Below are 26,166 nucleotides of genomic sequence, written 5' to 3' on the forward strand. Positions count from 1 at the left end.
ACTCGTTACTTGTAAGCCGACACCGGCTTTGGCATGACGCCGAGTGCCTTGTAGTTGAAGCCGCTTTCGAGCGGTTGGTAGCTGCCGACGATGTCCACGCTGCTGGCGGGAGTGATGGCGGCCTCCATGCCCATGCTCCAGTAGGCCGCGTTGATGATCAATCGACGCAGGCCCGCGTTTTCGAGGTCGCGGCCGCTGCCCATGGTGGAGTGAAATACGCGGGCGCTTTTGCCGCTGCTGGTCTGCCAATTTTTAAACCACGCGACAGGCAGTGGCTCCAGCTTGGGGTTTGGCGGATCGTCGTGCTTGCGGCCCATGAGCGGCTGCCCCCAGACGAGGGCGGTGCAGTCGGCAGGCAGGCTGGTACCTTCTTTGTAAGTGCGATAGACATCCGAGTTGCCCCAGATGTCGCTCACGCCGGTGAGGATGGGGTGAGCCTTTTGCTCTTCGACAATGATGCCGCGTGTGGAGTCGGCCTGCCAGCGGCCATGATGACCCATGAACGCGCCACCGAGCACGTCGCTGCCCCAGTTGACTTGTTTGCCATTGATCTTGTAAGGCAGCGGGCCGTGGAAGCCGTGGTTTCCTGTCCGTAGTGAGATGATGGGTTTGCCGGAGTCGATGTACTTCACGATGAGTTCGCGTTCGCTCATCGGCAGCGTGAGCAGTCGCGGAAAAAAGATCACGAGATCCGCCGAGGCGAGATGTTCGAGTCCGGGAATGTGATGCTGCTTGAACTCGCTCTCCTTTCCCTTCTCGGGATAGACCGGCATCGTTGGATCGACCTCGCCCTTGTCGTTCAAACCAAAAAGCACGGTGCAATCGAAGCCATGATGTCTGCTGAGCACCTTTGCCATCATCGGCATCGACTGCTCGCTGCGGTATTCCTGATCCGCAGCGATGAGCACGATGTGCTTGCCTTTGCCAGGGCCATCTCCGCCAGGATAAGTGAGCCACTGCTCACTTTCCGGGACAGGATGCGCCAGAGCTGGCAGGGCGATAGCGAAGCTGATGATGAGCAGTTGTTTGAGCATAGCAGATCAGTTCAAAGGGATTTCATTCACGGTGTAGTAGGCCTTGGTGTGCAGTAACGGTTCGCCAGTCTTGGATTTCATCTTGGCTAGATCGAAATCGTGAATGTGGCCTTCCTCTAACTTTTCGAGACTCACCATCACGGAGAGGCTGTCAGCCGCTGGCATTGCCTTGGTCACATGCGCCGTCGTTTGATCCACCTCGGGGCTGCCATAGGCGCCGTGGTAGATGTGCGTGTAAGTCGTGATCGCATAGCTGTCCGCCTTGGCGGCGATTTGGATGTCCACAGGTTTCGTGAAGGTGATGAGGAAGCCGTCCTTCTTGATATTGATCTCCTTGATCTCAAAAGGCGTCACGCCATTCCAGTCGATGCGCTGGAGCGCAAAGGGTTCCGCGCCGCGCACGGGCCACTGCAAGTTGGTCGTGAAGCCACCGGCGATGAGCTGACCCTTGGGCGAAAACTCCACATTCATGATGCCTGACGCGAGTCCTTCACGAAACGGATAACACGCGCCCTGCCACACGCCGTTGATCTCCTCCGTCGTGGCCCGCATGAGGATGCTGAGCGTGTAGTCGCCGAGGAAAATCTGATTCTCGAACGGGCCAAACTTGCCGCCGGTTTGATTGAGTCGAAAGCCGGAAATGGAGCGCCCCATTTTGATATACGGAAAGCGCACCGCAGGCGGCACCAGCTCCTTCACACGCTTCCTTTCGATGTGGATGCGCGACTGACTGTTCGGCTTCACCGGCTCCTTCATGCCGGGCACAAAGGCATACCAATTGTAACTCGCCGGATGACCCATGAAGCCGCCTGGCTTCAAATGCTTGAGCGAGCAGCAGCCATTCCACGGCCCCTGGCTCTCGATGGCAAACATCGCGCCCTGTGCGTTCGCGGCGACACCGCCTGGACTGCGCAATCCACTGCACACCGGGATCATTTCACCTTTCGGCGTGACCTTCACCGCCCAACCGCGAAACAGGTTGTGCGATTCATAGGAACCACTCAGCCCCAGCGCCACCCAGATGTTGCCCTCGGGATCATGCTTCGAGGCAAAAGCGAACTCGTGACCTTCCGCGTAGCCCCAGTTGTTCGTCAGCGCGTCGTAGCGATCCGCCACGCCATCACCATCGACATCCAAGATGCGCGTGACTTCTCCAAACGACGTGGTGGTCATCGCTCCATCCTTCCAGGCCAGAGAAAAAATCTCATCCTGACCACTGGCGAACAAATGATACTCCGGCTGCGGCGGCGAATCGAAGGCCCCCTTGATGAAGTAGATGTCGCCACGCCGCGTGCCCACCGCCAGCCGTCCATCCGGCAGAATCTCCAAGCCACCGGGCCGCATCGGCACCGACGGCGGGATCGGCACATTCACGATGGGGTAATACTTCGCCTCCTCCGCAGCCGTGCCCCACATCTCGCCAAGCTCTTCGGCATGAAGAACGGACGTTAAAACCGCGAGGGCGATGATGGTTCGGTAAGCTACCATTGGTATTCGAGAGTGAGAGTGGAGCGGCCTTTCGGCAGCGTGAGGGGAATCAAGACTTCGCCATCACGGGTGATGCCTTGGTGCTTGCTGGTGAGGCGGAGTTGTAGTTCGTCGATCTTGAAATCGCGCTCCGTGGTCGTGCTTATCTTCTCTCCACAGGCAGCGCGGAAATAGAATGGCTGCGGTGCGGCTGGTGCATCAAACTGGAAGCTCCGTTTGAAATACGCTTTGCCGTCTTTGTCGCGGGCGTCTTCGAAGAACTCCTCCACGGCGATCACGCCATATTGATAGCGAAACGTTGGCCTCCGCAGGACATCAAGGTGGTAGCCGCGGAACTGGTAGCCGTGATCATGCGGGAAAGTGTAGTTGGCTTTGCCTTTCGACGGCCATTCGTCATCCAATGACTTCAAACGATGAAACGGAATGCCAGCCGGGAAGGCGATGCGGTCCGTGCCTATCGCGCGGAAGGAGCCGAGATCGACATTGGCGAAGTCGCCCTTCCAAAGCATACGCAGAGCCATCTCTTCAGAATCAAACGCGAGATTGATCCGCGCAGGATAGCCGACACCGATGCCGCGATACCCCGCCGTGCCGCGACCGCGACACATCTCCGCCACATCAGCCACGCGCAGCTCGTTCGACGTGCGTGCCAAGCCCAGCGGCTTCTTCGCCTGCGGCCCGCCTTCGAGATAGGTCCAAAGTGCCTCGATCTGCTGCGCGGTGTCACCGCCGAGGATGTTGGGACGCATGGACTGCCCACCCGGCCAATAAGTCGGCATGATCACCGTTGGATGAAAACGCTGCGGCTGCCGAAGGTAGAGGTGGAACCAACTCTTTTGCAGTCGCTCGGTCGTATGCACGATGTCGAGAGCACCTGCGGCTGACTTTTGCCCATTGAAGTCATGACAGGCGATGCAACTGAAGCCCGTGACGCCGATCATCTCGTAACCCGCGTTCTTCGACTCTTGGATGTTCGCGATCTTGGGGAACGTGACATCTTCGAGGTGATCGACTTTGCCAAACAAGTCCACCAAGTGTCCCACATTCGTCTCACCGAACTGCGGCATCGCCGCATCGAGGTAGTGGCGCTGCCGTTGTCCATTCAAGAGCACGGCAGCGATCCAAGATGGCGTGAGTTTGGCCCCCACATCCGTCAACGGCGGCGGCAGACGGCCTTGATCGCCCAGCGCCGGTGCGGTGCCGGTGAAGATACCATTTCGATCAGCAGCGATGCCACCGAGGCCGCTGCGCTCATGGCAAGCGATGCAGTTGAAGGTGGCGAGCGTCTTGTGCAGCCTCTCCTTGTCCGTGAGTTGCCGCGTTTCCATCTGCGGCAATGCCTTCGCGATCAAAGCACGTTGTCCGGCGCTCAGATCAAAACGTGGCCAAGTTCCGGCTGCATCACTTAGGCATCCGCGAGTGGCATCGAGCTTCCCAAAAGCGATGGAAGGAGCGGACTGCACGCCAACATCGTCATGGCACTTCGCGCAGCCGAGTTTGGCGAAGTGCTCGCGACCACGTGCAGCGAGCTCGGCGTTCACTTTGAGCGGTTCAAACGTTGGAATGGGCTCATTGGAGACAGAAAGCATCGACGACGGAATCGCCCCTCTCGCGAACTGCGGACCCTCCATCTCGAAAGTGAGCAATGGCTCACGCCCCGTGTGAAAATAGACCAACTCGATCTTCCGCCATCCAGCCGCGAGTTCCGCAGTGCCTTGCAGCTTCTTTATGCCGCGCCGGTCCTTTGGCTCTTCGTTGACGACCTCCCTGCCATCCAGATGCAGTGAGCCGCCGTTCATCTGAAGATGAAACGTGTAGCGCCCTGCATTGGCGATGTTGAGCCAGCCTTCGTATCGGATCGCTGCGTGGTGATGCAATTTACCGAAGTTCGACAAAGACAAATCCTTCACATGCCCAGCTCGCTCCGGCTCCACTTCCGCGCTGTCGAGTCCTTGCCAGACTTGGCCGCGATACATCGTGTAGCTGAGATTGCCGGGCACTCGCGTGTCACGCAGCAGGTAGTGCGCGATGCAGTCTAGCTCACGCCCTTGCAATCGCATGTCCGGCATCCGTCCCGAGGGCCGACTTGCATGAGGTTGTCGCAAAAAGCCCACCAAACTCTTGAAGCTGTATTTTTTCTCCAGCACACCGAGCGGCACCGAAGTTGGCTTCATCGTCTCAGTGCCCTTTGCATCGCGCGGTGAGTGACAAGCCGCACAGCCTCGCGAATGGAACAGTTTTGCCCCCAAACTCGCCGCCACCGCATCCGGCGGCTGCAAGGCAAAGTCGTTCTTCTTCAACGAGAGCAAGAAGTGCGTGATCTCCGTCGCAATTCGCCCTTTGTTCGCTGTTGGCATCACATCCGGCATCGTCGTGCCCGGCTTCGTGCCATGCGGATCACGAATGAACGCCTCGAGATAAGCAGGATTCACCCGAGAACCCACCTCAGCTAGTCGCGGTGCCTTCTTCGACTGTGCTGCAAACGCTGCCGCGCTCGCATGACATGCCACGCAGTTCATTTCCTCGATCAAGACCTGACCTTTGGTTTCATCCATGAGTTGGCTTGCTGAGTTGCCCGGAATGATCACCTCGGCTGATGCCATAACACTGGCGAACAGCAATGCCGCCAGTACTCGGCAGAGAAAGTCGTGGGAATGAGTTGGTGAATGGCTTGTCATTTCGAAAGGGGGCGGGGCTTCGTCATCCCGAGTTGATCAAAGAGAAAGGCCAAAACATCGGCTTTCTGCGCGATTTTTTCAGACAGCGCGGTGCCCATGCCGTGGCCGGAGGCGGAGCTGAGACGGACGAGGATCGGGTGGGCGGAGCTGGTGGCGGCTTGCAGGCGGGCGGTCATGCGGCGGGAGTGGGCGGGGTTCACGCGGCCATCGGTTTCGCCGGCGAGGAAGAACACAGCAGGATACGTTGTGCCATCGGTGACATTGTGGAAGGGCGAGTAGGCGTGCAGGGCGCGGAACTGCGCGGAGTCCTTCACCGTGCCGAATTCGGTGACGTTGAAGGTTCCGTTGGGGTCCAGCTCGACGCGCAGCATGTCATAGAGACCGACGTGGGCTACGACGGCGCGGGCAAGCCCCGGATGCTGAGTGAGGAAGGCTCCCATGAGCAGTCCGCCATTGCTACCGCCTTCGACGGCGAGTTTGTCGGACCGCGTGTGGCCTTGTTTGATGAGGTGCTCGGCGCAGGCGGCGAAATCATCGAAGACGTTTTGTTTCTTCGTCAGATTGCCCGCGAGATGCCATTCTTCGCCGTATTCGCCGCCGCCGCGAATGTTGGCGACGACGTAGATGCCATCGCGATCAAACCACAGGCGTTGCTCGAAATTGAACGCCGGCCTCATGCTGTGACCATAGCCGCCGTAGGCGTAGAGCAGCGCGGGATTGCTGCCGTCGAGCCGCGTGCCTTTGCGCCGCAGGATGTTGATGGGAACCTTGGTGCCGTCCTTGCTGATCGCGAACTCACGCACGGCCTCGATGTCGTTAAAATCGACGGGCGAGGTATTAAAGAGCGCGGTCTTCTTCACGGTCGTGTCGGCAGGATCGTAGAGCATGTAGGCGGCAGGCTCGACGTAGCTGGTCTGGCGAAACAGGATGCGATCTCCCACTTCAATGAGTCCGCCAACGCCCGTTGCAGCGGGCAATGGCACTTCGCGTGCGTTTTTCCCATCAAGATCAAATTGCCGAATGCGCGAGGGGCCACCGAGCAGATCCGAGACAAACAAAAACTTCGCGGTGGGAGTGATGCCCTCGATGACCGCTTCACTTTCCGGCACGATCACCTCGGCATCCGCCAAAGTGCCGTCGATGGCTAAACGCAGCGCCTTGCCACGCGGCGCGTCTTTGACCGAGCGCAGAAATAGGCTCGCCCCATCATGACTGAACGTGACCTCTTTGATGCCGTCCTCATGGCGCGTGATCTGTCGCCAAGCCGCGCCGTCCTTGATCGCGCGGAGGTGATGGGAAAACTCTCCGCCATCGCCATTGGCCACGCTTGCGAGCAGCCAACGTCCGTCATGCGAGGCGTGGAGTTCGATCTCGGCGATGCGTGGGAAATCACGGCCAGCCGAGTATTCATCGCTGCTCGTGGGCGTGCCGAGTTGGTGGAAATAGATCTGCTGGAAAAAGTTCAAGTCCGCCTCGGGCTTCTCGCCTTGGTGCGGATAGCGCGTGTAAAACACCGCGCTGCTATCAGGCGTCCACGCCACGCTGCCGCCGCCGGTCGGGTATTGCACGCGGGTGACTCGATCAGGCAGATGCTCGCCGCTCTCGGTGCGGTAAAAATGCAGCGTGCCATCCTCGCTGCCGTTCTCGGAGAGGCACACCGCGATCAGTTTTCCATCCGGTGACGGCACAAACCAATCCATCGCGACCTGGCCCTTTGGTTCGATCTCATTCGGATCGAGCACGACCTTCTCCGACGCCAAATCATCCGCCGAAGCGAGCGTGACGAGCAGCCGCTGCTGCTTCGGTGGTTGGAACTTCAGCGCAAACAGTCGCTCCGGCCTGGAAACGATGCCGCTGTGCGATGGCGTGTCTTTGGCATACAGCGCCGTGAGTTTCGCCTCCACCTCAGCCCGATCCGGTCGCGCATCCAGCCAAGCCCGCGAGTATTGATTCTGCACCTCCGTCCAAGCCTTCACTGCAGGCGAACCGGCCTCCTCCAGCCAGCGATAATCGTCCACGACCTTCACGCCGTGATATTCATCCGTGACGGGTTTCTTGTCAGTCGGTGGCGCAGCAGCAGCGATGGACATGGCGAGAGTGAGTGAGGAGATGAGAAGCTTCATGGCGCGGATCATGGGTGTTCGAGGTAACTTCGTGCGAGCAACTCGCCCAGCTTCAAAATGCCTGCGGTATCGAGCACGAGTTTTTCACGCTGCGGCGGCAGATCGAAGGCTCTGACGTGAATGAAGGCTGGATCAGCCATGGCGATGGCGGCGAGATCGGCGGTGCTGTCGATGTTGTGGAGTCCCTTCTCATCAGGCGGTGATTGCTGGCTGACATACCATTTCATCGATGGCATCGCCAAGTCCACGCGGCTCTGTGCAACCGTCGCTTGCAGCCATTTCGCGGCCTGTCTGCGATAAGGACCAAAAGCCATATCGTTCTCGCCGGCATGATAAAAGATACCCGCCAGTTCCACCGGATGACCTTTGTCCTTCAGTTCCTGGATCGCGCTTCGGACGAACGCGATGAAAGCAGGATAAACATGCATGTCCTTCGCGACGGTTCCCTCGGGCGTCCAATCGTTCATCTGCGTGCCGCTGTGCGTGAACTTGGCGATGGCGATGTTGCCCTTGCCTTGCAGCGCCCTGCCAAAGCTCAACTCCGGCCCAAAGGTGTCGTAAGGACCAGCGGGTCCGAGAGGCTCCCAGCCCTTCGAGACCTTGAAGCCCCCTCCGACGCTGTATTTGAAGGCGATCTGCGCATCATCACTCGCCGCCGCGCCGAGTTCTTGTTGGAAGGATCGTTCGCCCTCCATGTTGCGATGTCCGGCGAGGATGAAGAGCTTCACGGAACTGCCCTTGGCATAAGGCCAGACTTTGAGCGGACTGTCGGAGCCCGTTTTGATGCCAGTCGTGCGCAGATAGGCATTGGCGTAGTTCACGCCATGCTCGAGTTGGCCCAGCGTGCCGTAATGATAATGCAAACCCGCGTCACCACCGATCTCCACCGCGTCATGTGACGTGGGAATGTATTCCGTGAGCGGATCAGCGGCGGTGACGGCTTTCTGCGCTGTGCGGATCGCGAGCATGTTGTCGCGATTGTCCATGCCCCAGATGGTCTTGGTGCAAAGCTCGCCGATGTAGAACTTGAGCTTCGGAGCCTTCAGATCGCGACGCCAGCAGGCGATGAAGTTCTTCAAGTTCTGGGCGTAAATCGGCTTGAAGGCTTTGTCGAACATGTCGTTCTCGCCCTGATGCCACATGAAGCCTTCGACACGGTAGGCGATCTTCTTTCGATCCAACTCAGCGAGCGAGGCACGCACGTGATCGAGTGCGAGTGGGTAAAGTTTGAAGCCATCCGGCATGTCCGGGTTCCAGTCCTTGCCCAAGGTCGTGCCCCCCGAGGCCACCTTGATGATCGCAATCGGCGCTTCGATGTTTTGCGACACTCGCCGCGCAAAGCTCAGCTCCGGCCCAAAGTAATCGCCCGTCGGCTGCATGGCGATCCAGCCATCGGAGGTCTGCATTTGTTCACGACCGAGCTTGTAGGAAAACAGCACGTCCTTCTGCGGCTTGTCGAGATCAGCAAACGGCGGGAAGCGCTGGATGTCCGCCACCTTCGAATGCGTGCCGACCATGTTGGACTGGCCCGCGAAGATGAAGACGCGAAGGGTTTTGCTGTCGGCAGCGCGATCGGCAGCGTTCGTGGTTTCAGCGAGAAGTGCGGACAGCGAAGCCAGCAGCAGAACGGGGATGAAGGCGTATCTCATGATTTATGTTTGGTAGAGTGTCTGTGAACGTCATTCCACCCTTTTGAGCCGGGCATCCGTGAGGTCGAAGGTGCCTTTGGCATTTTTGGGGAGCTTGAAACGCAGGGTGGGCTCGTTTTTGAACATCGACTTCACTTCGAACTCGATGACGTGCTCCCGCCACTCGGTCGTGAGCGGAATCTGGGTCTCTTGGGTCATACCGTGCCAGCCGTCGCCCATTTCAAATTCGGCGGTTAGGCCGGGTGTGCCTCGGACGCGGCAGGTGAATCGGTAGCGGCCTTTGTTGAGTTTGTAGTCCTTGCCGAAGGTGTAGTCGAGGCGGGTGCGGTCGCCGAAGTCGCCGGTGATGCGGATCACTTGGCCACCTGTGGGGTCTTTTACGGGGCCGTCCATGCGGGTTTGTTTCTCCACGGTCTTGGTGGCCGCGTCGAGAGTCCAGTAGCGCCAGGGATTGATGAGTTCCTGTTTTGGATCTGGAGTCCACTGGGCCACGGCTTTCACCGCAGGGATGGAAGGCATTTTCACGGCCAGGAGTTTTTCAGGAACCTTGTAGCTCAGGCTGTCGTCGAAGGCGGGGCTATCGAAGGTGATGTTCGTCAAAGCGGCATCGTCAGGAGCTTGGCCGATGCCGATGAATCCAAAGGGATGCCAGCCACCGCGGAAGTAGTTCTCGGTCGCAAAGCGTGCGCTGGGCATCATACCGCCTTGGCGATCGAGAATGGCGAGCGCGAGGATGTAGCGGCCCGCTTTCAAGCCGCTGGGCAGTGTGGCTGTGCCGCTGCTGATATTTTGTTTTGCTGCGCTGCGGTAAGCGAATGCGGCGCTGTCCCAGTCCTCGCCCGGCAGCCATTTCCGAAGGTCCACACCGCTGAGCGGGGCAGACCACACGGGCTTTTTCGTCTCGGGATCGAGCAGCGCGACCGCCACGGGCCAGTCGAGGTAAAAAGGAGCGCTGCCAGTGTTTCGCACGGCCAGCTTCACCGTCAGTTTGCCATCAGGTTTGGCGGTCGGCGGGTAGCTGACGGAGTCGAGCACGAAGCGATAGCCAAAGGCTTTTTGCAGCTCTGCGGCACCTGCCAGCACGTCGCGGTTGGAGTCGTCGTAGTTATTGATCCAGCCGAGATAGCTCGCGTGGTAACGGCGGATCTTGTCGATCATGTAGCGCCGGTAGGCAGGCTCCTTCATCGTCTCGTCTGGCGTGCGGCCAAAGGTCTGCTTGGGTTTCGCGCTGTCCTTCTTCTGCTGCCAGTTGTATTCCACCTCACCTTCGATGGGACCACGTTTCCAGAGGTCGGGATACACATGCGTGGCCTGCCAGGGAAATTGATCCTGCGACCCAGCTTCTGGTTCGCGGTCGATGAAGGCAAAGGTGTCGTAGTAGATGCCGAATCCGGCCTGCATGAACTCCGGGTCCGTATGCCGGACCAGCACGGGCTTGTGCTTGAACGCCGCTTGAAAGGCTTCCGCGAGCCGTTGGCGCTGGTCTGCTGTGGGGGCAGGATTGTGATGCTCGCCAAAGTGGCCGATGAGGCCCATCTGCACCGCAAAGATGCGCGGATCATTGTCCCAGGCCTGTCCCAGCTTTGCCACGAGCGCCGCAAGCCTCGCCTGAAAAGCCGGGCTGTCGTAGTCGAAGGTTTGCATGTCAGCGGGCCAATGCTGCTGCGGGTCTTTCGCCGACCCCGCCTCACCATTCCAGTCGAGATACACACGCGGCACGAGCTTGACGTTTAGCTCCTCGAAGCGCTTGCCCTTGGTGGAGGTGATCTTGTTCGTGTGGGCAATGATGCGCTCCACGCTGTCATCCGCGCTGACCTCGATGTCGCTCCACTTGATGTATTGCCGCTCCACCAGCCCGTAACCATTCTTCTTGTAGTCACGGAAGCCTTTGAGCGGATTGTTGATCGCGCCTTGGAACTCGGGCGGGGTGACAGTTACCCAGCCGTCTTGGACAATAGGTTTGTCCTCGGCGAGCACGCTCTCCAGCGGAGAAAGCGAGGTAATCAATAGCAACGCAGCCAGCGGAGCGCGGCGCAGTGTGGTGAGTAGTTTGAAAATGAGCTTCATGGATCGATTCATCACTTTGCCCCCTACTTCCGCTTCTGCTGAGGCTCTGTGCCGGGCTTCCAGGTGCGGATGATTTCGATGTCTTCTGCGGCTTTAGTCGTCAGGGCGGGGATGTCTGCGGTGCCGACGCGATTGAGCAGTTGGGGGGTGTATTGGCGGTCGTAGATGGCGGCGTATTGCTTCCAGTGGGCGAGGGCGTTTTTGGCGTGTTTGAGGGCGGATGTTTGGGTGGCGGCATCGGCGCTGGCGTTGAACTCAGCGAGGTCGATGGCGCTGCGGATCTTGGCGGCGTAGTAGCGGCCTAGCAGCGCCTGCGCTTCGTAGTCGCCGAGCGTGAGCGCTAGTTCTTTGTCAGTGACGGCGGCTTGTGGGCGGAGTTCGGTGAGGAGTTTTAAGGTGGTGTCGGCATCGCGTTCGAGGGCGGTGGCGACTTCGGGTGGTGTTTGGGCGGTGATGGCTTTTTTGGCGCTGAGAGCTTTCCGCCACTCGGAGATGCTGAACACGTCCTCGCCGGGCATGGTCTTGCCTGCCATGAAATGGCGCACGGTGTAGTAGCCCTTGTATTGCTTGGGATGACTGAGGTTGGCCTCGGGATACCAATGCAGGTCGATTCCCCCCCAATTGAAACGGGTCACCTGTGGAATGATGCGCGAGGAGGACTGTGACGCGGCGAAGAGTTTCTCGGCTGAGACGGAAGGATGCCGTGTGCCGAGCAGTCGCTGAAAATGGCTGTCTGGCAGCGAGGGATCATAGCTGAGGCGGCCCCAGAGATTGAAGCTGAACCACTGGCGATCCCAGACCAACTGACGGCGTCCGTCGGCGGCCACGGCGTCGCGGCTGAGGAAGTCGCGGCCCCAGATGTAGCCGTCTGGGCCCATGTAAAAGCCAGCGAGCTTTTCGGGCCCGGGCATGTTCGTGATGAAGGCACGGGCGAAGTCTGGATCACCCCAGCGGAAGCTGTAGAGGTCGTCGTTGCGCACGGTGAGCCAGGTGCGGTGTTCGGGCGTGATCTCGGGCAGCAGGTCTTTGATGAACGATGGTGAGCGGGAGGCATACATGTGCGCCACGGCGTATTTGTAGCTGAACTCGAAGGGGCCTGGATAGTCCTTCCATTGCTTCAAAATGGGGCTCAGTCCGGTTTCATGCAGACGGTGAATGAGGCGGAACTTGCGTTCGGGTTGGATTTTCAACGCATCGTTGATGCCCTCGCCATAGGTCGCCCAAAGCCACTCTTCCTTGCCCTTGGAGCCGTCTTTGTGTTCCATGTTTTCGCCTGACGTGATACCGATGCCAGCGAGACGCGGATAGGTGAGCACGGTCTCGCGCACGCTCTTGCGGAAGTAGTCGCGGGTGGTGGCGTTGTCGAGGTCGTCGGTGATGCCGTATTGGTCGCCAGTGCCGTTGGTGAAGACGTTCCAAGTGAACCAATAGACCTCGATGCCGCGATCATGCGCATGGTCCATGACCGCACGCCAAAACGCGATCTTTTCATCAATGGTGATGCGTTTTTCGACTTCGTGACTCTCCAGCATCCACGGCTTCACCATGCCGGTGCCGCGAGGGGAGAAGGATTCGAAGGGCTTCACCAAATCCGCCGTGGTGCGCCACACATCGTCCAGCGCGATCTTGGGATACTCCGGCACTTTCACGATGGATGGGAATGGATGCAGATTCCAAAGGGTGAGCACGTTGTAGCGATCCTGCGCCATCCGGTCGATGAACTCATGCCAGAACTCCAGGCTCCACATCTCGGTGATGTTTGCCTGCGCTGAGGTGCTGTTGTCGGAATAGCTCGGCGTGCGCAGATCGAGCGGGATATTGAACTTGATGCCGCGCCGCTCGATGTGCGGTTTGTGGTCGGAGTCCTTCACTGAGTCGAGCGTGCCCATGCGGATCGCCTCAGCGATGTCTAGGCCGCCATACATCGCGCCCGACTCATCCGCGCCGATGACGCGAATATTGGCACCAACTCGGACGATGCGGTAGCTCTGCGCTGCGGCTTTGGCTTCCTTTTCGACGGTGAGGGTGATTTGTGCGGCGGTGGGTTTGGTGGCGGCTTCACGACGGATCTCTGCTTCAGCAAACTTACCGGGTCCGCCAGTGGAGTGGTCATTGGTTAGACTGAAACTCGCTGCTCCTGTTGGAGAAGTCAGAGCGACGAGCACGGTGAGTAGTGTGAGGACGTGTTTCATGGTTGGCGAAAGGTGGATGTTTACGAATCAGATTACTGGCGGCGTGTCCGCCACTCTCGAAGCATTCGTCGCACTGGCGTCGGGACGCGACTCCAGTCTTCAGGTAAGCCGCCGCATTGGTCAGAAATGCCGGGCCCTGCGCCGCGCTCCAACAAGTAATGAGCGAGACGCTCCGAGCGCAGATGGAACAAGCACGTCCAGCCGTCGCAATCGGTGGCATTCACGTCAGCACCGGCATCCAGCAGCAGGCGGACGCATTCCAAGTTGTCGCTGGAGACCGCCGCAAAGAGTGCGGTCTCTCCTGTCGAGGTGAGGTTGGGGTTTGCGCCGACTTGGAGCAGAAAGGCGACGGCGGCAGCATCGCCCGACTGGCAGGCGTCTTTCAAAGGCCAGTCTCCGCCACCGGAAACGTCGTTCACTTCCGCGCCCGCGTTGAGCAGCAGCTTGAGCATCGCCATGTCGTTCTTGAAGGACACCGTGTGGATAAGCGCAAATCCGTTTCCATCCGGCTCATGCACACTCGCCCCTTTTTGCAGGAGCAGCGCCGCAGCATCCACGCAATCGCGGCTGACTGCGGCATGGAGAGCTGAGTTGCCGAAATCGTTTCGCGCGTCGAAAGGCAGGTCGTTGTCCAGCAGCCAATCGAGCATACGGCAGTAATTGTATTCCGCAGCCAGATGGAGCGCCGTGGCACCGCAGTGGCCCTTCGCGCGAATGTCGATCCCGCGCTCGAACAAGGCTCGTGCCACTTCCAAATTACCCGCCGCGACAGCGAGCAAGAAGGGCGTGCGGCTCCAAGCGTCCCGGTGATGCAATTCCTCCACCGCCAGACCAGCCACGGCTCGCACCTCGGCGATGCCCAAAGCCATGTTCAGCATGAAGGGCGTCCAGCCCGTCACATCGGTCGGGATGCCCAGTGCGAGCAATGCGGGAACGTCTGGCCATGATTCGGGCTGCCCGGTTGCCCATACCAGCTTCCTCCGGCTATCGGCGCAGAGCGGGTCGATTCGCAGACCCTGCTGTGTCAGCCACTCACGCACTTGCGCCAGCTCCGGCGTGTCCGCTCTGGGTGCCTGCCCGGCCCTGCTCGGCAGAGTCTCGCTCAACGCGTTGGTGCCAGTCGGACTCGCCCAAAAAACGTCCGCGCCAGCCGCAGCGAGCTTCTGAATCAAATCAAGACGCCCCGCCCGAGCCGCAGTGACCAGCGGCGTGTGCTGATAGTCCGGACCAATGCGGTCATAGACACTGTGTGCCGGGACACCGGATTGGAGCAGCAAGCCGAGAAGCTCATCCGCCGCCTCCCCGGAGTGGATGGCAGTGTCCATGAGTTCCGCCAGCTCATGACTTATGAACTTCGCGAGCCACTGTCCCTTTTCCCGCAGTAACTCGCGGCAGGAGGCCACGTCTTTGAGTTCCATCGCGGTCTTTAGCTCCATCTCCAGCTCCGAGCACTCCCGCGGGCGGCGCAACATCTCGTTGAAGGAGGTCGCTCCCGTCTGCATGAGTTTTTCGATTTCTTCCGGGTTCATTGTGATGCGGGAATTAGGCTGGGTTCACTTGTTGAAAGCAGCCGGGGCTTTCATGACTTGGTTCATATCGACCGATTTATGGCGACGCCGACTTCCGTGTCGTCCTGGAAAATGAGGCGGCCGTTGAGGATTGGCGCTGGAGAGTCATCGCAGTTGCGGCGAGCCTGGGACGACGCCGGCTTTGTGCGCGGTCACTGCCTCGGTGATGCGGGCGAGCACGTCGGGGTGCTGCGCGGCGACGTTGCGTTTCTCTGCGGCATCGCGGCCAAGGTGGAAGAGCAGCGGCGGGTCGTGCGGCTCGGCTTTCGGCTGACTCCAGCCGCTCTGCGTCTGGAAGTGGGCTTTCCATTCGCCGACGCGGCAGGCGAAAAGCTGGTCGCTGCGATAATAGAAAAACGGGCGTGCGGGCAGCGGCTTCGACTCGAAGAGCAGCGGCGCGAGATCCGTGCCGTCGAGCGTGACGTCTTTGGGCAGCGGCGTTCCGGCGAGTGCGAGTGCAGTCGGGAACAGGTCCATCATGTGCGCGAGTTCGCTGGTGACGCCCGGCTTGATGCGGCCAGGCATCCACGCGATGCCCGGCACACGCATCCCGCCTTCCCATGTGCTGCCTTTGCCTTCGCGCAGCAGCCCGGCGCTGCCACCCTGGTCGCCCATGATGAGCCACGGGCCGTTGTCGCTGGTGAAAAAGACGAGCGTGTTCTCCGCGATGCCGTTTTTCTTCAGCGCCGCGAGCACTTCGCCCACGCTCCAGTCGAGTTCCTCCACCGCGTCGCCGTAAATGCCCGCGCGGCTTTTGCCCTTGAACGCAGGCGACGCAAACATCGGCACATGCGGGAAAGTATGCGCGAGGTAGATGAAAAACGGCCCGCCCTTTTTCTCGCCGATGAACTTCACCACCTCCTCGGTGTAACGCTGCGTCAGCGTCGTCTGGTCGGCAGGCTGCTCGACGACTTTGCCATCGCGGTGCAGCGCCACGTTCCAGCCATCGTGCGGCGGTGTCGGCGAATCGACGCTGCCCTTCGGCAAATCCGCGCGGGCGTCCATGTCGTTCGAGTAAGGCAGGCCGAAGCTGTGCTCAAAGCCCTGGTCGAGCGGGCGCGAGCCTTCGTGGATGCCGAGGTGCCATTTGCCCACATGCGCCGTCGCGTAACCCGCGCCTTTCAACGCCTCGGCAATGGTGACCTCGGACGCCGGCAGTCCGCCTTTCGAGTTGGGAAAAAGCACGCGCCGATTGCCACACATGCCGCTGCGAATCGGATAGCGCCCCGTGAGCAACGCCGCGCGGCTCGGCGTGCAGACTTCCGCCGCAGAGTAAAAGTCCGTGAACCGCAGCCCCTCCGCCGCCATGCGGTCTAGGTTTGGCGTGCGGATGACCGGCGATCCGTAGCAGCCGAGGTCGCCATAGCCCAGGTCATCGCAGAAAATGACAACGACGTTGGGTTTCGGCGCGGCGAACGCAGACGATAGGGCCAGGGCGAGGCTGGCGAGAAAGCTGAGGGTGGGATTCATGGGCTGAGTTATTCGATTTGCGTGCCGCATTCATGGCTTAGAAACGGCCTGGGGCAAAGATCCCATCATTAGTCCGACTCCCGGAGATGAGGCTCCATCTCTTGACGGACATTCTATTGCCGACTGAAACGCTGAAGAATGATGGTGAAGTGAACATGGCCGTGAGTGGCTGAAGGGGTTAGTGACTGAAATGAAACGCCTTCAGCACCTCGCCATACTGAGGGAAGAGGGTGAGAGCGGGGTAGTCGTTCTGGGCGGCGCTGTCGGGACTGCCGTAATGCCAGTGCAGGAGACCGGCGAAGGGCTGCGGGGCGAGGGCTTGATGAAACTCTCTCAGCAGCGCCACGCTGGCATCGTGGCGGATGGTCTGCCAGTCTGGACCACGACGGGTGACGTGCGCACCGATGCCGCTCTCTCCGATGAGGATGGGTTTACCGAGCCGCTTGGCAGCTGCGATGAGTGAGGGCAACTCCACGGACGTGAGATCGTGCTGAAGATGCTGGGTGATGTTTCGGCTGTTTGATCTGCCCGCGTAAAGATGCAGGTCCACGAAGTCGAGGCTGCTATCAAGCAACGCCAGCGGCCTGGCGGGGATGCGCATGTCTTTGGTGTCATCCTTTGACCAAGTGCCTGGGCCTTGCCTGCCGACTGCCGCAAAGGTGAAAACACTGGCGCTGACCAAAGCCTCAGCATCGGCGGCATGAATGGCGTCCGCGCAGGCAGTGGCCCAGACGCTCGTGGCGGTGTCCATGAGTGCCTGTGCGCCATCATCACTGCGGAGATCAAACGATCGCCCGCCAAAGGCAAACGCAGCCGAGCGTGAGACAAAGGGTTCTTGATCGAGTTTAAAATGCACCTCGTTTTCCAATTCCCAGGCCAGGACGACTGCTAGCAGCTCTGGGGTGCTTTTTCGCAAGGCTTCGATGAGGGTGCAGATGGCAATCGCTTTAGCCCGGATGGGTTTGGGGTTGAGACGGTATCCGTTCACGGAAAAGTGCGATTTCGTGTCGCTCGAAAAACCGTGCCGAGCTTCGTCAGTGAGCGGTTTCTCGGCCCAGGCACGGGAATCTGGTGACCACGTGTCCCAAGTGAGGATGACGTGAAGGTGGTGCTTTTCCGCTGCTCGCAGAAAGTGGATCAAGTTAGCCAAATAGGCCGGATTGATCTCGCCTGACTGCGGATCGGTGACTATGCCGTTCAGTCCACTGTGATTGCTCAGAAAGGAGCGAACGGTGTTGAAGCCATCGTGTGAGACCTTCTGCATCATCTGAGTGATGAATGCCTCATCATAGCTGCCAGGGCTAAAGGAACAGTGTCCGCGCTTTTTACCATCGATGGGTGCGGTGCGGTAGTAGTTCACGCCAAACGGGCGGAAGGGCTTGCCGCTGTTCTTTTCAACGAAACGTCCGTCTTGGATGCCGATGCGTGTGGTGGATGCCAAGACGGCGCCGGCAAAAAGATGGGCGGCAAAAAATGAGATGAGGATTTTGGCTGGTAAAAGATGGTGGGTAAAAGATGAAATCCAGCTCTGATCTTTTACCGCTAATCTTTTACCGGCTTCTGAGTCGGTGGAGGGCGTTGCAGGGGGACGTTGCGTGAACATTGGTGATTGTGTCTCAGGACTATTTGAGTTCAGCCAAGTTTCGCCGGGGCTTGATGGTCGGATCGGGTGCCGCTTTCTTGGGCGTTCCCTCTGCTGGTTCGGGGGCCTCTTCGCTGCCATTCTTCGGCTTCTTCTCTTTGGATTCGGGGAGGCTATCCACCTCATTCACCGGCATAAAGGTGCGCAGGTAAGCTTTCATTTCATCGAACTCTGGGGACTTCTCGCTGGCGAGGTTCTTCCACTCCATGGGGTCTTTCTCCAAGTCATACAACTCTTCGACTCCGTCCGCATAGGTGATGTAGTGCCACTTCTCGGACATCACGGAATGATTGCCCTTGCCTGCGGTGGTTACGGTTGGTGCCCATGGCATCTCGGGCTTGTCGAACAAGGGTTTGAAGGACGCGCCATCCAGCTTCTTCTCGGGAAGTCCGCACAGTTCAATCAAGGTCGGATAAAGATCGAGCAGGTTCACATTGCGGTAGCATTCCTTCTTCTCGGTCATGCCGGGAAGGTGGACGATGAGGGGCATTTGAGTGGATTCCTTCCACAGCGTGGCTTTGCGAAACCTTAGCTTCTCGCCGAGGTGCCAGCCGTGATCACCCCAAAGGACCACGATGGTATTGTCGGCGTATGGGCTGTTTTTGAGGGCATCGAGCATCACGCCAATGCAGTCATCGGCATAGCTACAGGCGGCCAGATAGGCCTGCACGGCCCGCGCATGCAGATCATACTCCCGCACCCACAGGAAGTCGGGCTCAGGCTCGAGCGGGCGCTTTCTCTTTCCTCCACCAATGTCATCCAGATCATCCATTCGATACTCAGGGACTTTGATGCTTTCGAGAGGGTGCATGTCATAATACTCCTGCGGAACAAACCACGACAGATGCGGCTTGGAGATGCCCGCGAGCATGAAGAATGGCTTGCTGTGTTGCTCCTGCAGTTGCTTCTCGAACCACTTGGCGGTGCGATAGTCCTGGGTGAAATCTTTGCCCTTCTCCGTCACGCCCCAGGAGAACTCGGAGCCTCCGCCGACCTTGTGCTTGGGGTTGTCGATTTGCTTGCCTGCGATGATGCCTTTGTTGCGGGAATAGACGCTCTCAGGCTTTTGACCTCCGCGATTCAGCTCGTCACCCCAGACATCATAGGCCCAGTGGCCGGAGTCAAAACCGTTCGCGGTTTCATGTTTGTGGAAGATCTTGCCGCTGGAGATGGTCGTGTAGCCGTGCTTGGAAAAATACTCCGGCAGCGTGGCATGAGTCTGCACGATCGTTGAATCCAGCATGTTGGTGTCGTTGCCATAGGCTCCGGTGGTGCTGGGCCTGAAGCCTGACAACAAAGCCGATCTGGACGGACCACAAACCGGCCCAGCGCAGCTTGCATTGCGAAACACCATCGACCGCTGAGCAAGGCGATCCATATGCGGCGTCTTCGCCTGAGGATTTCCGCCAAAGGCACCGACCCAGTCGTTCAAGTCATCCACAGCAATCATGAGGATGTTATATGGCACGCGTGATCCCTCGGCGGCGTGCAGCGTGACGGATGCCATGAAAAGCGACGCGAAAATGATCGCTCTTCGGGCGAGGAGTAATGGGGTAGGTGACATTGGGTTCTTGGTTGAAGTAATGACTTCGATGAGCCGTCTTCAGTTCGTCTCTGGCAGCTTGATGCTGATGTCGTCGTTCAGTCGGCCTGTGAGCTTCCAGACGCCTTCGATCTTGATGAGATCATCCACGTCGATGGTCAGCATCGTGCCGTCAGCGGTGCGGAGAAGGAGATCGATGTCGTCGTAGGCGGGTTGCTCGGCGGGTGCATCCTTGTCCACATCGAGATCCACGGATTGCAGGGTGAGTCCGGAGACTTCACCGAAGTGTTTGCCGAGAAATGCACGCAACCGAGCCGCTCGTTCGGTAGTGTCTTTGTTTTCATTCGTGCGATCCTTGATCTCGTCTTCGCCTTCTTCGGCGAGGTCTTCCGGCGACAGGGTTTTGCCTTCCGCAGCGGCCTCGGTGGCTTCTTCAGCTTGTTTCACCTTGGCGAGAGCCTCTGGCGTGTGCCAGCAGGCAAGGAGCGCGGCATCGTCGGCACTCTTGAGAGCAGCGACGAGGTTCTCAGCCAGTTTCTGAACCTCTGGTGGCACAGGTGTGTCCTTATCGGCGTGAGCTAAGGAGCCTGAGAGAATGAGGAGCGTGGTAAGGATGGATTTGGTGTTCATGTTTGTTGGATTGGAGGGGTGATGGCTTGAAGTGGAGGAACTATTGCTTGCGGATGACGGCTAGCCAATCGTTAGCGTCGGGAGCGGTGAGCGTGGTGTTTTTACCGCCTTGGAGCTTTGTCTCTGTGTCCTTCAAAGCGCCACCTTCGCGTGGATTAAACCAATGAAGCGTGAACGTGTCTTTAGCGGCGGAGAGGTCGAGGCCTGTGGTGCCGCCATTCGGCAGGTAAACGAGGTAAAGCTCACCAGCCTTGGCGAAGCAGTATTTGTCGTTGTTGTCCTTCGTATTGCCGATGAGTGCATTCGCGCTGCTCATTTCGGCGAAAGGAATTTTTGCATCGCGAAAGAAGTCGAAGGCGATACGGCAGTAATCCCATGATTGATCGCGGCTGCGGAAGTCTTGGCAGATGAGGTCGTTCTCGGGCAGCTTGTAACCGAAATAGTATTCCACACCTGCACCACCGGCCATGAGACTGCCCCAGAGCGTGAGTTTGCGCACGTCATGCATGGTGTAGGCTTTGGAGGAAACGTAACCTTCGCCTTTGGGGCCTTTGGCGTCTTTTTCTTCGGCGATGCCGCTATGGCCCTTGTAGCCAGGATCAGGCGGCACGCCGAGACTGGCGGAGTTTTGCTCGTCGTTCGCGACGACCCACGGACGCCCCGCCGCAGCGGACTCATGCCGCCACTGCAGCGTGCGCTGATGGGCTGCTTTCCAGGAGTTTTGCAGGGAAAGACCCGTGAGTAGGGATTTGTCGCCCAGCAGCGGGCGATAGACCTTTTCCTGCTCCGGCGGGAAGGTGTGGAGGACGATGTGATGCTGATAAGGATCAGTGTCGTGGAGGTATTTCACCATGTCGCGGACCTCCTCCGTGCTCTGCGTGTTCTCTTCACCGATGTTCCAGTTCAATGCGAGCGCATGGCCGAATCGAGCGATGAGTTCACGACAATAAAGTTTGCGCTCAGGACCGAGTTTGCCTCCGTCGAGGGCCTCGGGCAACTTTCCATCCTTGCGGCCCATGCCGAGGCGTTCGTCGTCGGATTCGTTCTCCTGAAGTTTGAAGTGCAGATAAAGGCCGAGCTTCGTCGCATGATCGAAAACGATGCCCCATTGATCGAGTTTGGAGCAGTCGTAGTTCAGCTTGGCGTTTCGCTCGATGAAGGGCCAGACGTTGTCGCCATCGCCTGCGACGTTGTAGGTGAGGAAGGAGAAGGCGTTCACGCCTTTGCCCGCGAGATAATTCAGAGCGCCGATGAGGTTTTTGCCCTTGCCTTTCTTCCATGTGGGATCGCCCGACTTCCAGTCACCTGAATGAGGTGCCCATGTCTTGAGCGGCACTTTGTCGGCCTTGTTCGCGCTGGTGTTGTCGAAGTCGGTGAAGGCCAGCAGGGTTTCCGGCGAGTCCGGGCCGGCTTTCAGGAAATACTGCTTCGAGCCGGCAAACTGGAGGTGATGCTTGCCGACGTATTGCAGGCGACCTTGAGACCGAAAGTCGCGTCCGGTTTTGTCGGTGGCGCTGATTTGAAACCAGCCTTTGATGCCATCAAAGGGCTTCAAAGCCTCACCGCCGCCCTCAATCGCGGTGTTTTGGCCCTTCGTGAAGGAGATGCTGTAGTTCCATGTGCCTGCTTTATCCGGTGAGAGATGCGCCCGCCATTTCGTGCCGGATTCGGCGGACGTTTCGCCCGCATTGCCATCTGCGGCGAAGTAGCCGGGGACGGTGTATTTGGGTGAACCGCTCTCGTGCGTAAAGGTGACGTTGAATGCGAGGTCGGTGAAGGCGTTGAGCTTGTCATCAGTCTCCGCAGCAAAAGGGCCATCAAGCGTCAGCGTGACCTTATGCCACTGCTTGAGTTCGCCAGTGACGGCGATAGTGGCGTTGCCGTCGGGTTGACGAGGGACAGCTTTGAACTGAGTCTGGGCGACGGGGGCGCTGTTGTTTTCTGCGGGCAGGCTCTTTCTGAGGCTGATCTGGTCCACCTCTGCTCCGTCTTCACGCATGGACATCATCAGCGTGTGTTTGCCGGGTTTGGCGATGTCGAGCCATAGCTGCATGGGCACTCCGGTGTGAACTTCGGCGGTGCGTTGTTTGCAGTCCCAGTGCCAGCCGCTTTTCTTTGTGGTCTGCCAACGCTTGCCGCTGTCCGGCCACTGGCCATCGAGACCGAAGTGCAGGCCGTTGTCCTCCGAATCACTGGACCACACACGTGCCCAAACGAAGTAGCGACCCGATTCCTTTACCTCGATGTCATACTCGACCACAGCCATAGCTCCGGCTTCGTCGGTGAAGTTCTCGCCTTTGATGAGTTTGTCATCGTGCGTGACCCGCGTGTCGGGCAAGGCTTCAATGTAGCTGCCTCCGCTTGCATCAGATCGCTCCCTTTTGATCTCCCATTTGCGTTTTTCGTCATGGGTTTGTTTCACAAAGCTTTCGGCTTCGATGGTGATGTCGGACGGGGCTGCGGCGACAGGGATGTCGTCTTTCCCGAGCGCGGCGGTGGCGAGGAGGGCGAAGAGGAGGGTAAGGTTAGTTTTCATGCTGATGAGAGGGCTGGTTGCGTGAAGGAGTAGGCGTTCTCGACGAGCCGGACGGTGCGGAGATAGGCTCGCCCCTCGCTCTCCGCTTCCTGGCGGTTGCGCAGGCAATCGATGAGATGCTTCTGGGTGGCGAAAACACTGTCCCCTTTGTATCCGGTCGTGGATGGTGTGAAATCGAGGTGCCTGCCATTGATGGACACGCTGCCATCTGGCGTGATGCGCAGGGTGCCTTGCTCGCCTTCGATCTCCATGCTGCCCATCGCCACCGGAGAAGGCACGGGGCCGGTTTGACGGTCACCATGAATGAAGCCGGTGCTGCCGCTGGCAAAGCGCACCTTGATCTCCGCCCAATCCTCACCAGCGATCAGTGGATTCACGCGACGTGTCATGCAGCCCGTGATCTCCAGCTCTCCCGCGAGAAAGCGTAAGGTATCGAGGATATGCACGAGGCTCTCAAAAATGATGAAGCGTGGCATATCACGAAAGTAAGGCTGCTCGGCGTAGGGTTCCGGGCCGTTGCCATCGCCCGTGCGCCAGTCGAATGAGAGATGGTGAATGGCCCCGATGGTGCCGTCTTCGATGAGTCGTTTCGCTTCCCGATACCATGGCTGCCAGCGCCAGTTCTCGTGAATGAGGAGGCGCACATCCGCCGCCTCGCAAACCTCGCACATGGTGATGCATTCGTGCAGCGTTGGAGCCATCGGCTTCTGGCAAATGACATTCAGCCCCATGGCTGCGGCGAGCCGGGTGAGTGGCAGGTGCGTGTCCGGCCTTGTCGTAATGTCCACAAACGCGGCCGGCTCGCGCTGAAGCATGTCCTCCGTGCATTCGTAACTGCGTGGGATGCCATGCCTAGCAGCAAAAGCAGCCGCCTTACCCGGTGTTGGATCTGCGACGGCAAGAATGCCAACGCCGTCGATTCTCTTCCAGGCTTCTGCATGATGCTCGGCAAAGAATCCAGCTCCGATCAACAGGCCGGAAAGGGCAAAACCGGAGTTCCTTTGCGTCTGCGTGATCATCGGCTCAAAAATGGCTCACTGGTCACCACCGCTTCGATCAACGAGCGCAGGCCGTATTGTTTCATCGGCAAACCCGCGACGATTCGTTCAATGGTGGCTTCGTCGAGGGCCTCCATGCGGCGGCCGCAGGCGTAGGTGAGGAGGCGGTCAGTCAGCATGCGGGCGAAGAGGTCTTTGCGCTGCACGAGGATCTTTTTCAAACCGGACACGTCCTCGAATTTCTCGCCGCTGGGCAGTTCGCCGCTGGAGTCGATCTTGGTTTTGTCGATGCGTGGCCGCCAGTCGCCGATGGCGTCGAAGTTTTCGAGCGCAAAGCCAAGCGGGTCGATCTTCTGATGGCAACCGTAGCAGTTTGGCGATTCGCGATGCTTGCTGAGCAGCTCGCGGATGGATTTGGCACCGCGCACATCGGGATCAATGGCGGGCACGTCATCGGGTGGTGGTGGCGGCGGCGTGCCGAGGATGTTTTCCAGCAAAAAGACGCCGCGTGTGACCGGCGAGGTGTCGATGCCATTGGCGGTGATGGTGAGCACGGAGCCCATGCCGAGCAGACCGCCGCGTTTGTCGGTCTTGAAGCTCACTTTGCGAAACTCGTGCGCCTTGGCGGGATCGCCGAGCTCACCAAGCTCGTAGTGCGTGGCGAGCGGCTGGTTGAGGAAGCTGTAGTCGCTGTCGAGGAAGTTCACGATGCTGGCATCACGGTCGATGAGGTCACGCATGAACATCCGCGTCTCGGTCTTGAAGGCCTCCTGGAAGCCCTTCGAGTAGTATTCCTCAAACTCGCCGCGATCCGGTGGCATGCCGCCCAGGTTGCGAAGGTTCAGCCAGCTATCGAGGAATCCGGCCACGAAGGCATTGGAGCGTTTGTCTTGAAGCATGCGGCGTGTCTGTGCCAGCAGCACCTCAGGCTTGGTGAGGTCATGGTTCATGAGCTCCGCATCCGGCATGGTGGACCAGAGGAAGTAGGACAGTCGTGAAGCGAGCGCGTTGCTGGAGAGCTTGTTCGAGCCGTCTTGAGACTCTTGGGAGAGATAAACGAAGCCCGGCGAGCAAAGCGCGGTCTTCAGCGCCGCTTTGAAGCCGTCCAGCGGTGAATGGCCCTGCTGCATGCGTTTGTCCGCCACGGCCATGAGACGCTTCATTTCATCTTCCGTGGCTTTTCGACGGTAAGCTTGGTCAGCGAAGGCTTGGAGCCGCTCGTGCATCTTTTCCGGCTGGAAGGCTTCTTTGCCCAAAACGGCCTGTTGAGATGCTGGAGGCCACGTTTCGGCGATGGGGCCGCGGATTTTCAATTCGTGGATGCGGATATGCGGGTGCTTGTGAACGTGCAGCGTGATCTGGCGTGCCGCGACGATGCCGAGCTTGCCTTTTTGCTTGTCGTCCTCGTCCATGAACTGATCCCAGAGGTCTTTGTGCTGGTCCGCGATTCTGAACCAGGTGCCGCGGGCATCATCGGGGCCGTTCGGGAACACGAAGCGGGGCGTGTGCCCGGCATCAAGCCAGATCTTCATCGTGATCCATTTTGCATCACCGTCGTCGAGTGCGACCTCCGCAAGCATCGGCTGCTGAGGCTGCGGCAGATCAAGCGGGCCCGCTTTGGAATCGCCCGGCACAATGCCGAGGCGGAAGGGTTCGCGCGGATCGGTGCCGAACCATTTGGGATCATACGGATGCTCCCGGTTCATGGCTTTGACGAGGACCTTCACCTCGTAAAAGCCATCCGCAGGCACGCCATCGACGAAGTCTTCGATCACGCCAAATCCGGCGGTGTGCTTGTCGGAGTCCATGCACTCTTCCACGAGCAGATGCGCGTTGTTGTAGTCCTTCTCCTTCCGCTTGAGATTGGACCTGAAGTTCTTGGTGAAGTGCCAGGCCTGCTCTTTTACTGGCTTCTGCTGAGCAAAGGCCTTCTCCACCACCGCATCCGCGGCATCGAGATACTGATCGAGGAGGTAGCCGGAGGTTTGCAGGACGTCGCCGAGGTTCTCCATGTACTCGGCGGATTGATCCCGTGGGAACTTCGTCGTCGGGTCAAAAGCCGCCATGTTCAGCGAGAAAAGGTCGCCAATGGTGTTGAGGTATTCGTGACGATTCAGTCGGCGCAAGACAGTGCTGCCACCCGTGCTGGCGAGTTTTTCACGGCCTTGGGTGAGAGCCTGATTCGCCTGTTCAATGAAGGCTTTGAGTTCGTCGGATGAAGGTTGCTTGGACTTCTTCGGCGGCATTTCGGCGAGGTTGATTTGATCGAGGATGTCTTTGATCTCGATCAAGGTGTCCACCTTGCTCACGGGAAGTGCGAGTTGGTCAAAGCGGCGGTCACCTTTTTGCTTTTCAGCTCCGTGGCAGTCGTTGCAGTAGGTGGTGAGGAAGTGATGAACCTCGGGAGGGCCGGCAAAAACATGGGCGGTAAGAGATAAGAAGAACAGAAGTCCCCATTGTTTAGCGGAGGGTCGTGAAGGCAGCATGGCTGTGCGTGATTTTGGGATTCGTGTGATCCAGCGGTCCTATGGGTCGAATAAGTCCTATA

At 59.0% G+C, this 26,166-nt stretch carries 15 protein-coding genes; all 15 read right to left on the reverse strand.

The window, feature by feature from the left end; all coding sequences use genetic code 11:
* Positions 1-5 precede the first annotated feature (5 nt).
* The 15 genes from ACKVY0_RS00515 to ACKVY0_RS00585 all read right to left on the reverse strand — a co-directional run bounded on the left by ACKVY0_RS00515 (position 6) and on the right by ACKVY0_RS00585 (position 26,104).
* Complete coding sequence (locus ACKVY0_RS00515; RefSeq protein WP_409212820.1) at positions 6-1,034, reverse strand: hypothetical protein; 1,029 nt, start codon at positions 1,032-1,034, stop codon at positions 6-8.
* Between the two features lie 6 nt (positions 1,035-1,040).
* Positions 1,041-2,522 (reverse strand): hypothetical protein, encoded by a 1,482-nt coding sequence (locus ACKVY0_RS00520; protein ID WP_409212821.1) that lies wholly within the window; start codon positions 2,520-2,522, stop codon positions 1,041-1,043.
* Positions 2,516-5,077 (reverse strand): c-type cytochrome, encoded by a 2,562-nt coding sequence (locus ACKVY0_RS00525; RefSeq protein ID WP_409212822.1) that lies wholly within the window; start codon positions 5,075-5,077, stop codon positions 2,516-2,518. The genes ACKVY0_RS00520 and ACKVY0_RS00525 overlap by 7 nt, the downstream gene beginning before the upstream one ends.
* A 119-nt stretch (positions 5,078-5,196) precedes the next feature.
* Positions 5,197-7,323, reverse strand: a complete 2,127-nt coding sequence (locus ACKVY0_RS00530) for a prolyl oligopeptidase family serine peptidase (RefSeq protein ID WP_409212823.1) — start codon at positions 7,321-7,323, stop codon at positions 5,197-5,199.
* A gap of 8 nt (positions 7,324-7,331) precedes the next feature.
* A complete protein-coding gene (locus ACKVY0_RS00535; protein ID WP_409212824.1) occupies positions 7,332-8,972 on the reverse strand; it encodes a sialate O-acetylesterase in 1,641 nt (546 codons plus the stop codon).
* A gap of 30 nt (positions 8,973-9,002) precedes the next feature.
* Positions 9,003-11,039 carry a DUF4832 domain-containing protein gene (locus tag ACKVY0_RS00540; RefSeq protein WP_409212825.1) on the reverse strand — a complete coding sequence of 679 codons (2,037 nt, stop codon included), beginning with the start codon at positions 11,037-11,039 and terminating at the stop codon, positions 9,003-9,005.
* A 23-nt stretch (positions 11,040-11,062) separates the two neighbouring features.
* The gene (locus ACKVY0_RS00545) at positions 11,063-13,231 is read right to left on the reverse strand and encodes a carbohydrate-binding family 6 protein (RefSeq protein WP_409212826.1); all 2,169 of its coding nucleotides are present in this window, start codon (positions 13,229-13,231) and stop codon (positions 11,063-11,065) included.
* 32 nt (positions 13,232-13,263) lie between these two features.
* On the reverse strand, positions 13,264-14,760 hold the full coding sequence (locus tag ACKVY0_RS00550; protein WP_409212827.1) for an ankyrin repeat domain-containing protein: 1,497 nt from the start codon (positions 14,758-14,760) through the stop codon (positions 13,264-13,266).
* Between the two features lie 144 nt (positions 14,761-14,904).
* Positions 14,905-16,269 carry a sulfatase gene (locus ACKVY0_RS00555; RefSeq protein ID WP_409212828.1) on the reverse strand — a complete coding sequence of 455 codons (1,365 nt, stop codon included), beginning with the start codon at positions 16,267-16,269 and terminating at the stop codon, positions 14,905-14,907.
* Positions 16,270-16,447: 178 nt separating this feature from the next.
* Positions 16,448-17,710: a cellulase family glycosylhydrolase gene (locus tag ACKVY0_RS00560; protein ID WP_409212829.1), complete on the reverse strand. Its 1,263-nt coding sequence runs from the start codon at positions 17,708-17,710 to the stop codon at positions 16,448-16,450.
* Between the two features lie 181 nt (positions 17,711-17,891).
* Complete coding sequence (locus ACKVY0_RS00565; RefSeq protein WP_409212830.1) at positions 17,892-19,418, reverse strand: sulfatase; 1,527 nt, start codon at positions 19,416-19,418, stop codon at positions 17,892-17,894.
* A 96-nt stretch (positions 19,419-19,514) separates the two neighbouring features.
* Positions 19,515-20,084 carry a hypothetical protein gene (locus ACKVY0_RS00570; protein WP_409212831.1) on the reverse strand — a complete coding sequence of 190 codons (570 nt, stop codon included), beginning with the start codon at positions 20,082-20,084 and terminating at the stop codon, positions 19,515-19,517.
* A 40-nt stretch (positions 20,085-20,124) separates the two neighbouring features.
* The gene (locus tag ACKVY0_RS00575; RefSeq protein WP_409212832.1) at positions 20,125-22,620 is read right to left on the reverse strand and encodes a DUF5060 domain-containing protein; all 2,496 of its coding nucleotides are present in this window, start codon (positions 22,618-22,620) and stop codon (positions 20,125-20,127) included.
* On the reverse strand, positions 22,617-23,639 hold the full coding sequence (locus ACKVY0_RS00580; RefSeq protein WP_409212833.1) for a Gfo/Idh/MocA family protein: 1,023 nt from the start codon (positions 23,637-23,639) through the stop codon (positions 22,617-22,619). The genes ACKVY0_RS00575 and ACKVY0_RS00580 overlap by 4 nt, the downstream gene beginning before the upstream one ends.
* Positions 23,636-26,104, reverse strand: coding sequence for a DUF1592 domain-containing protein (locus ACKVY0_RS00585; protein ID WP_409212834.1), 2,469 nt, complete (start codon positions 26,102-26,104; stop codon positions 23,636-23,638). Before ACKVY0_RS00585 ends, ACKVY0_RS00580 begins: the two co-directional genes overlap by 4 nt.
* Between the last annotated feature and the right edge of the window lie 62 nt (positions 26,105-26,166).

It is taken from the genome of Prosthecobacter sp. (assembly GCF_046154365.1).
In the GTDB taxonomy this organism is placed as follows: Bacteria; Verrucomicrobiota; Verrucomicrobiia; order Verrucomicrobiales; family Verrucomicrobiaceae; genus Prosthecobacter.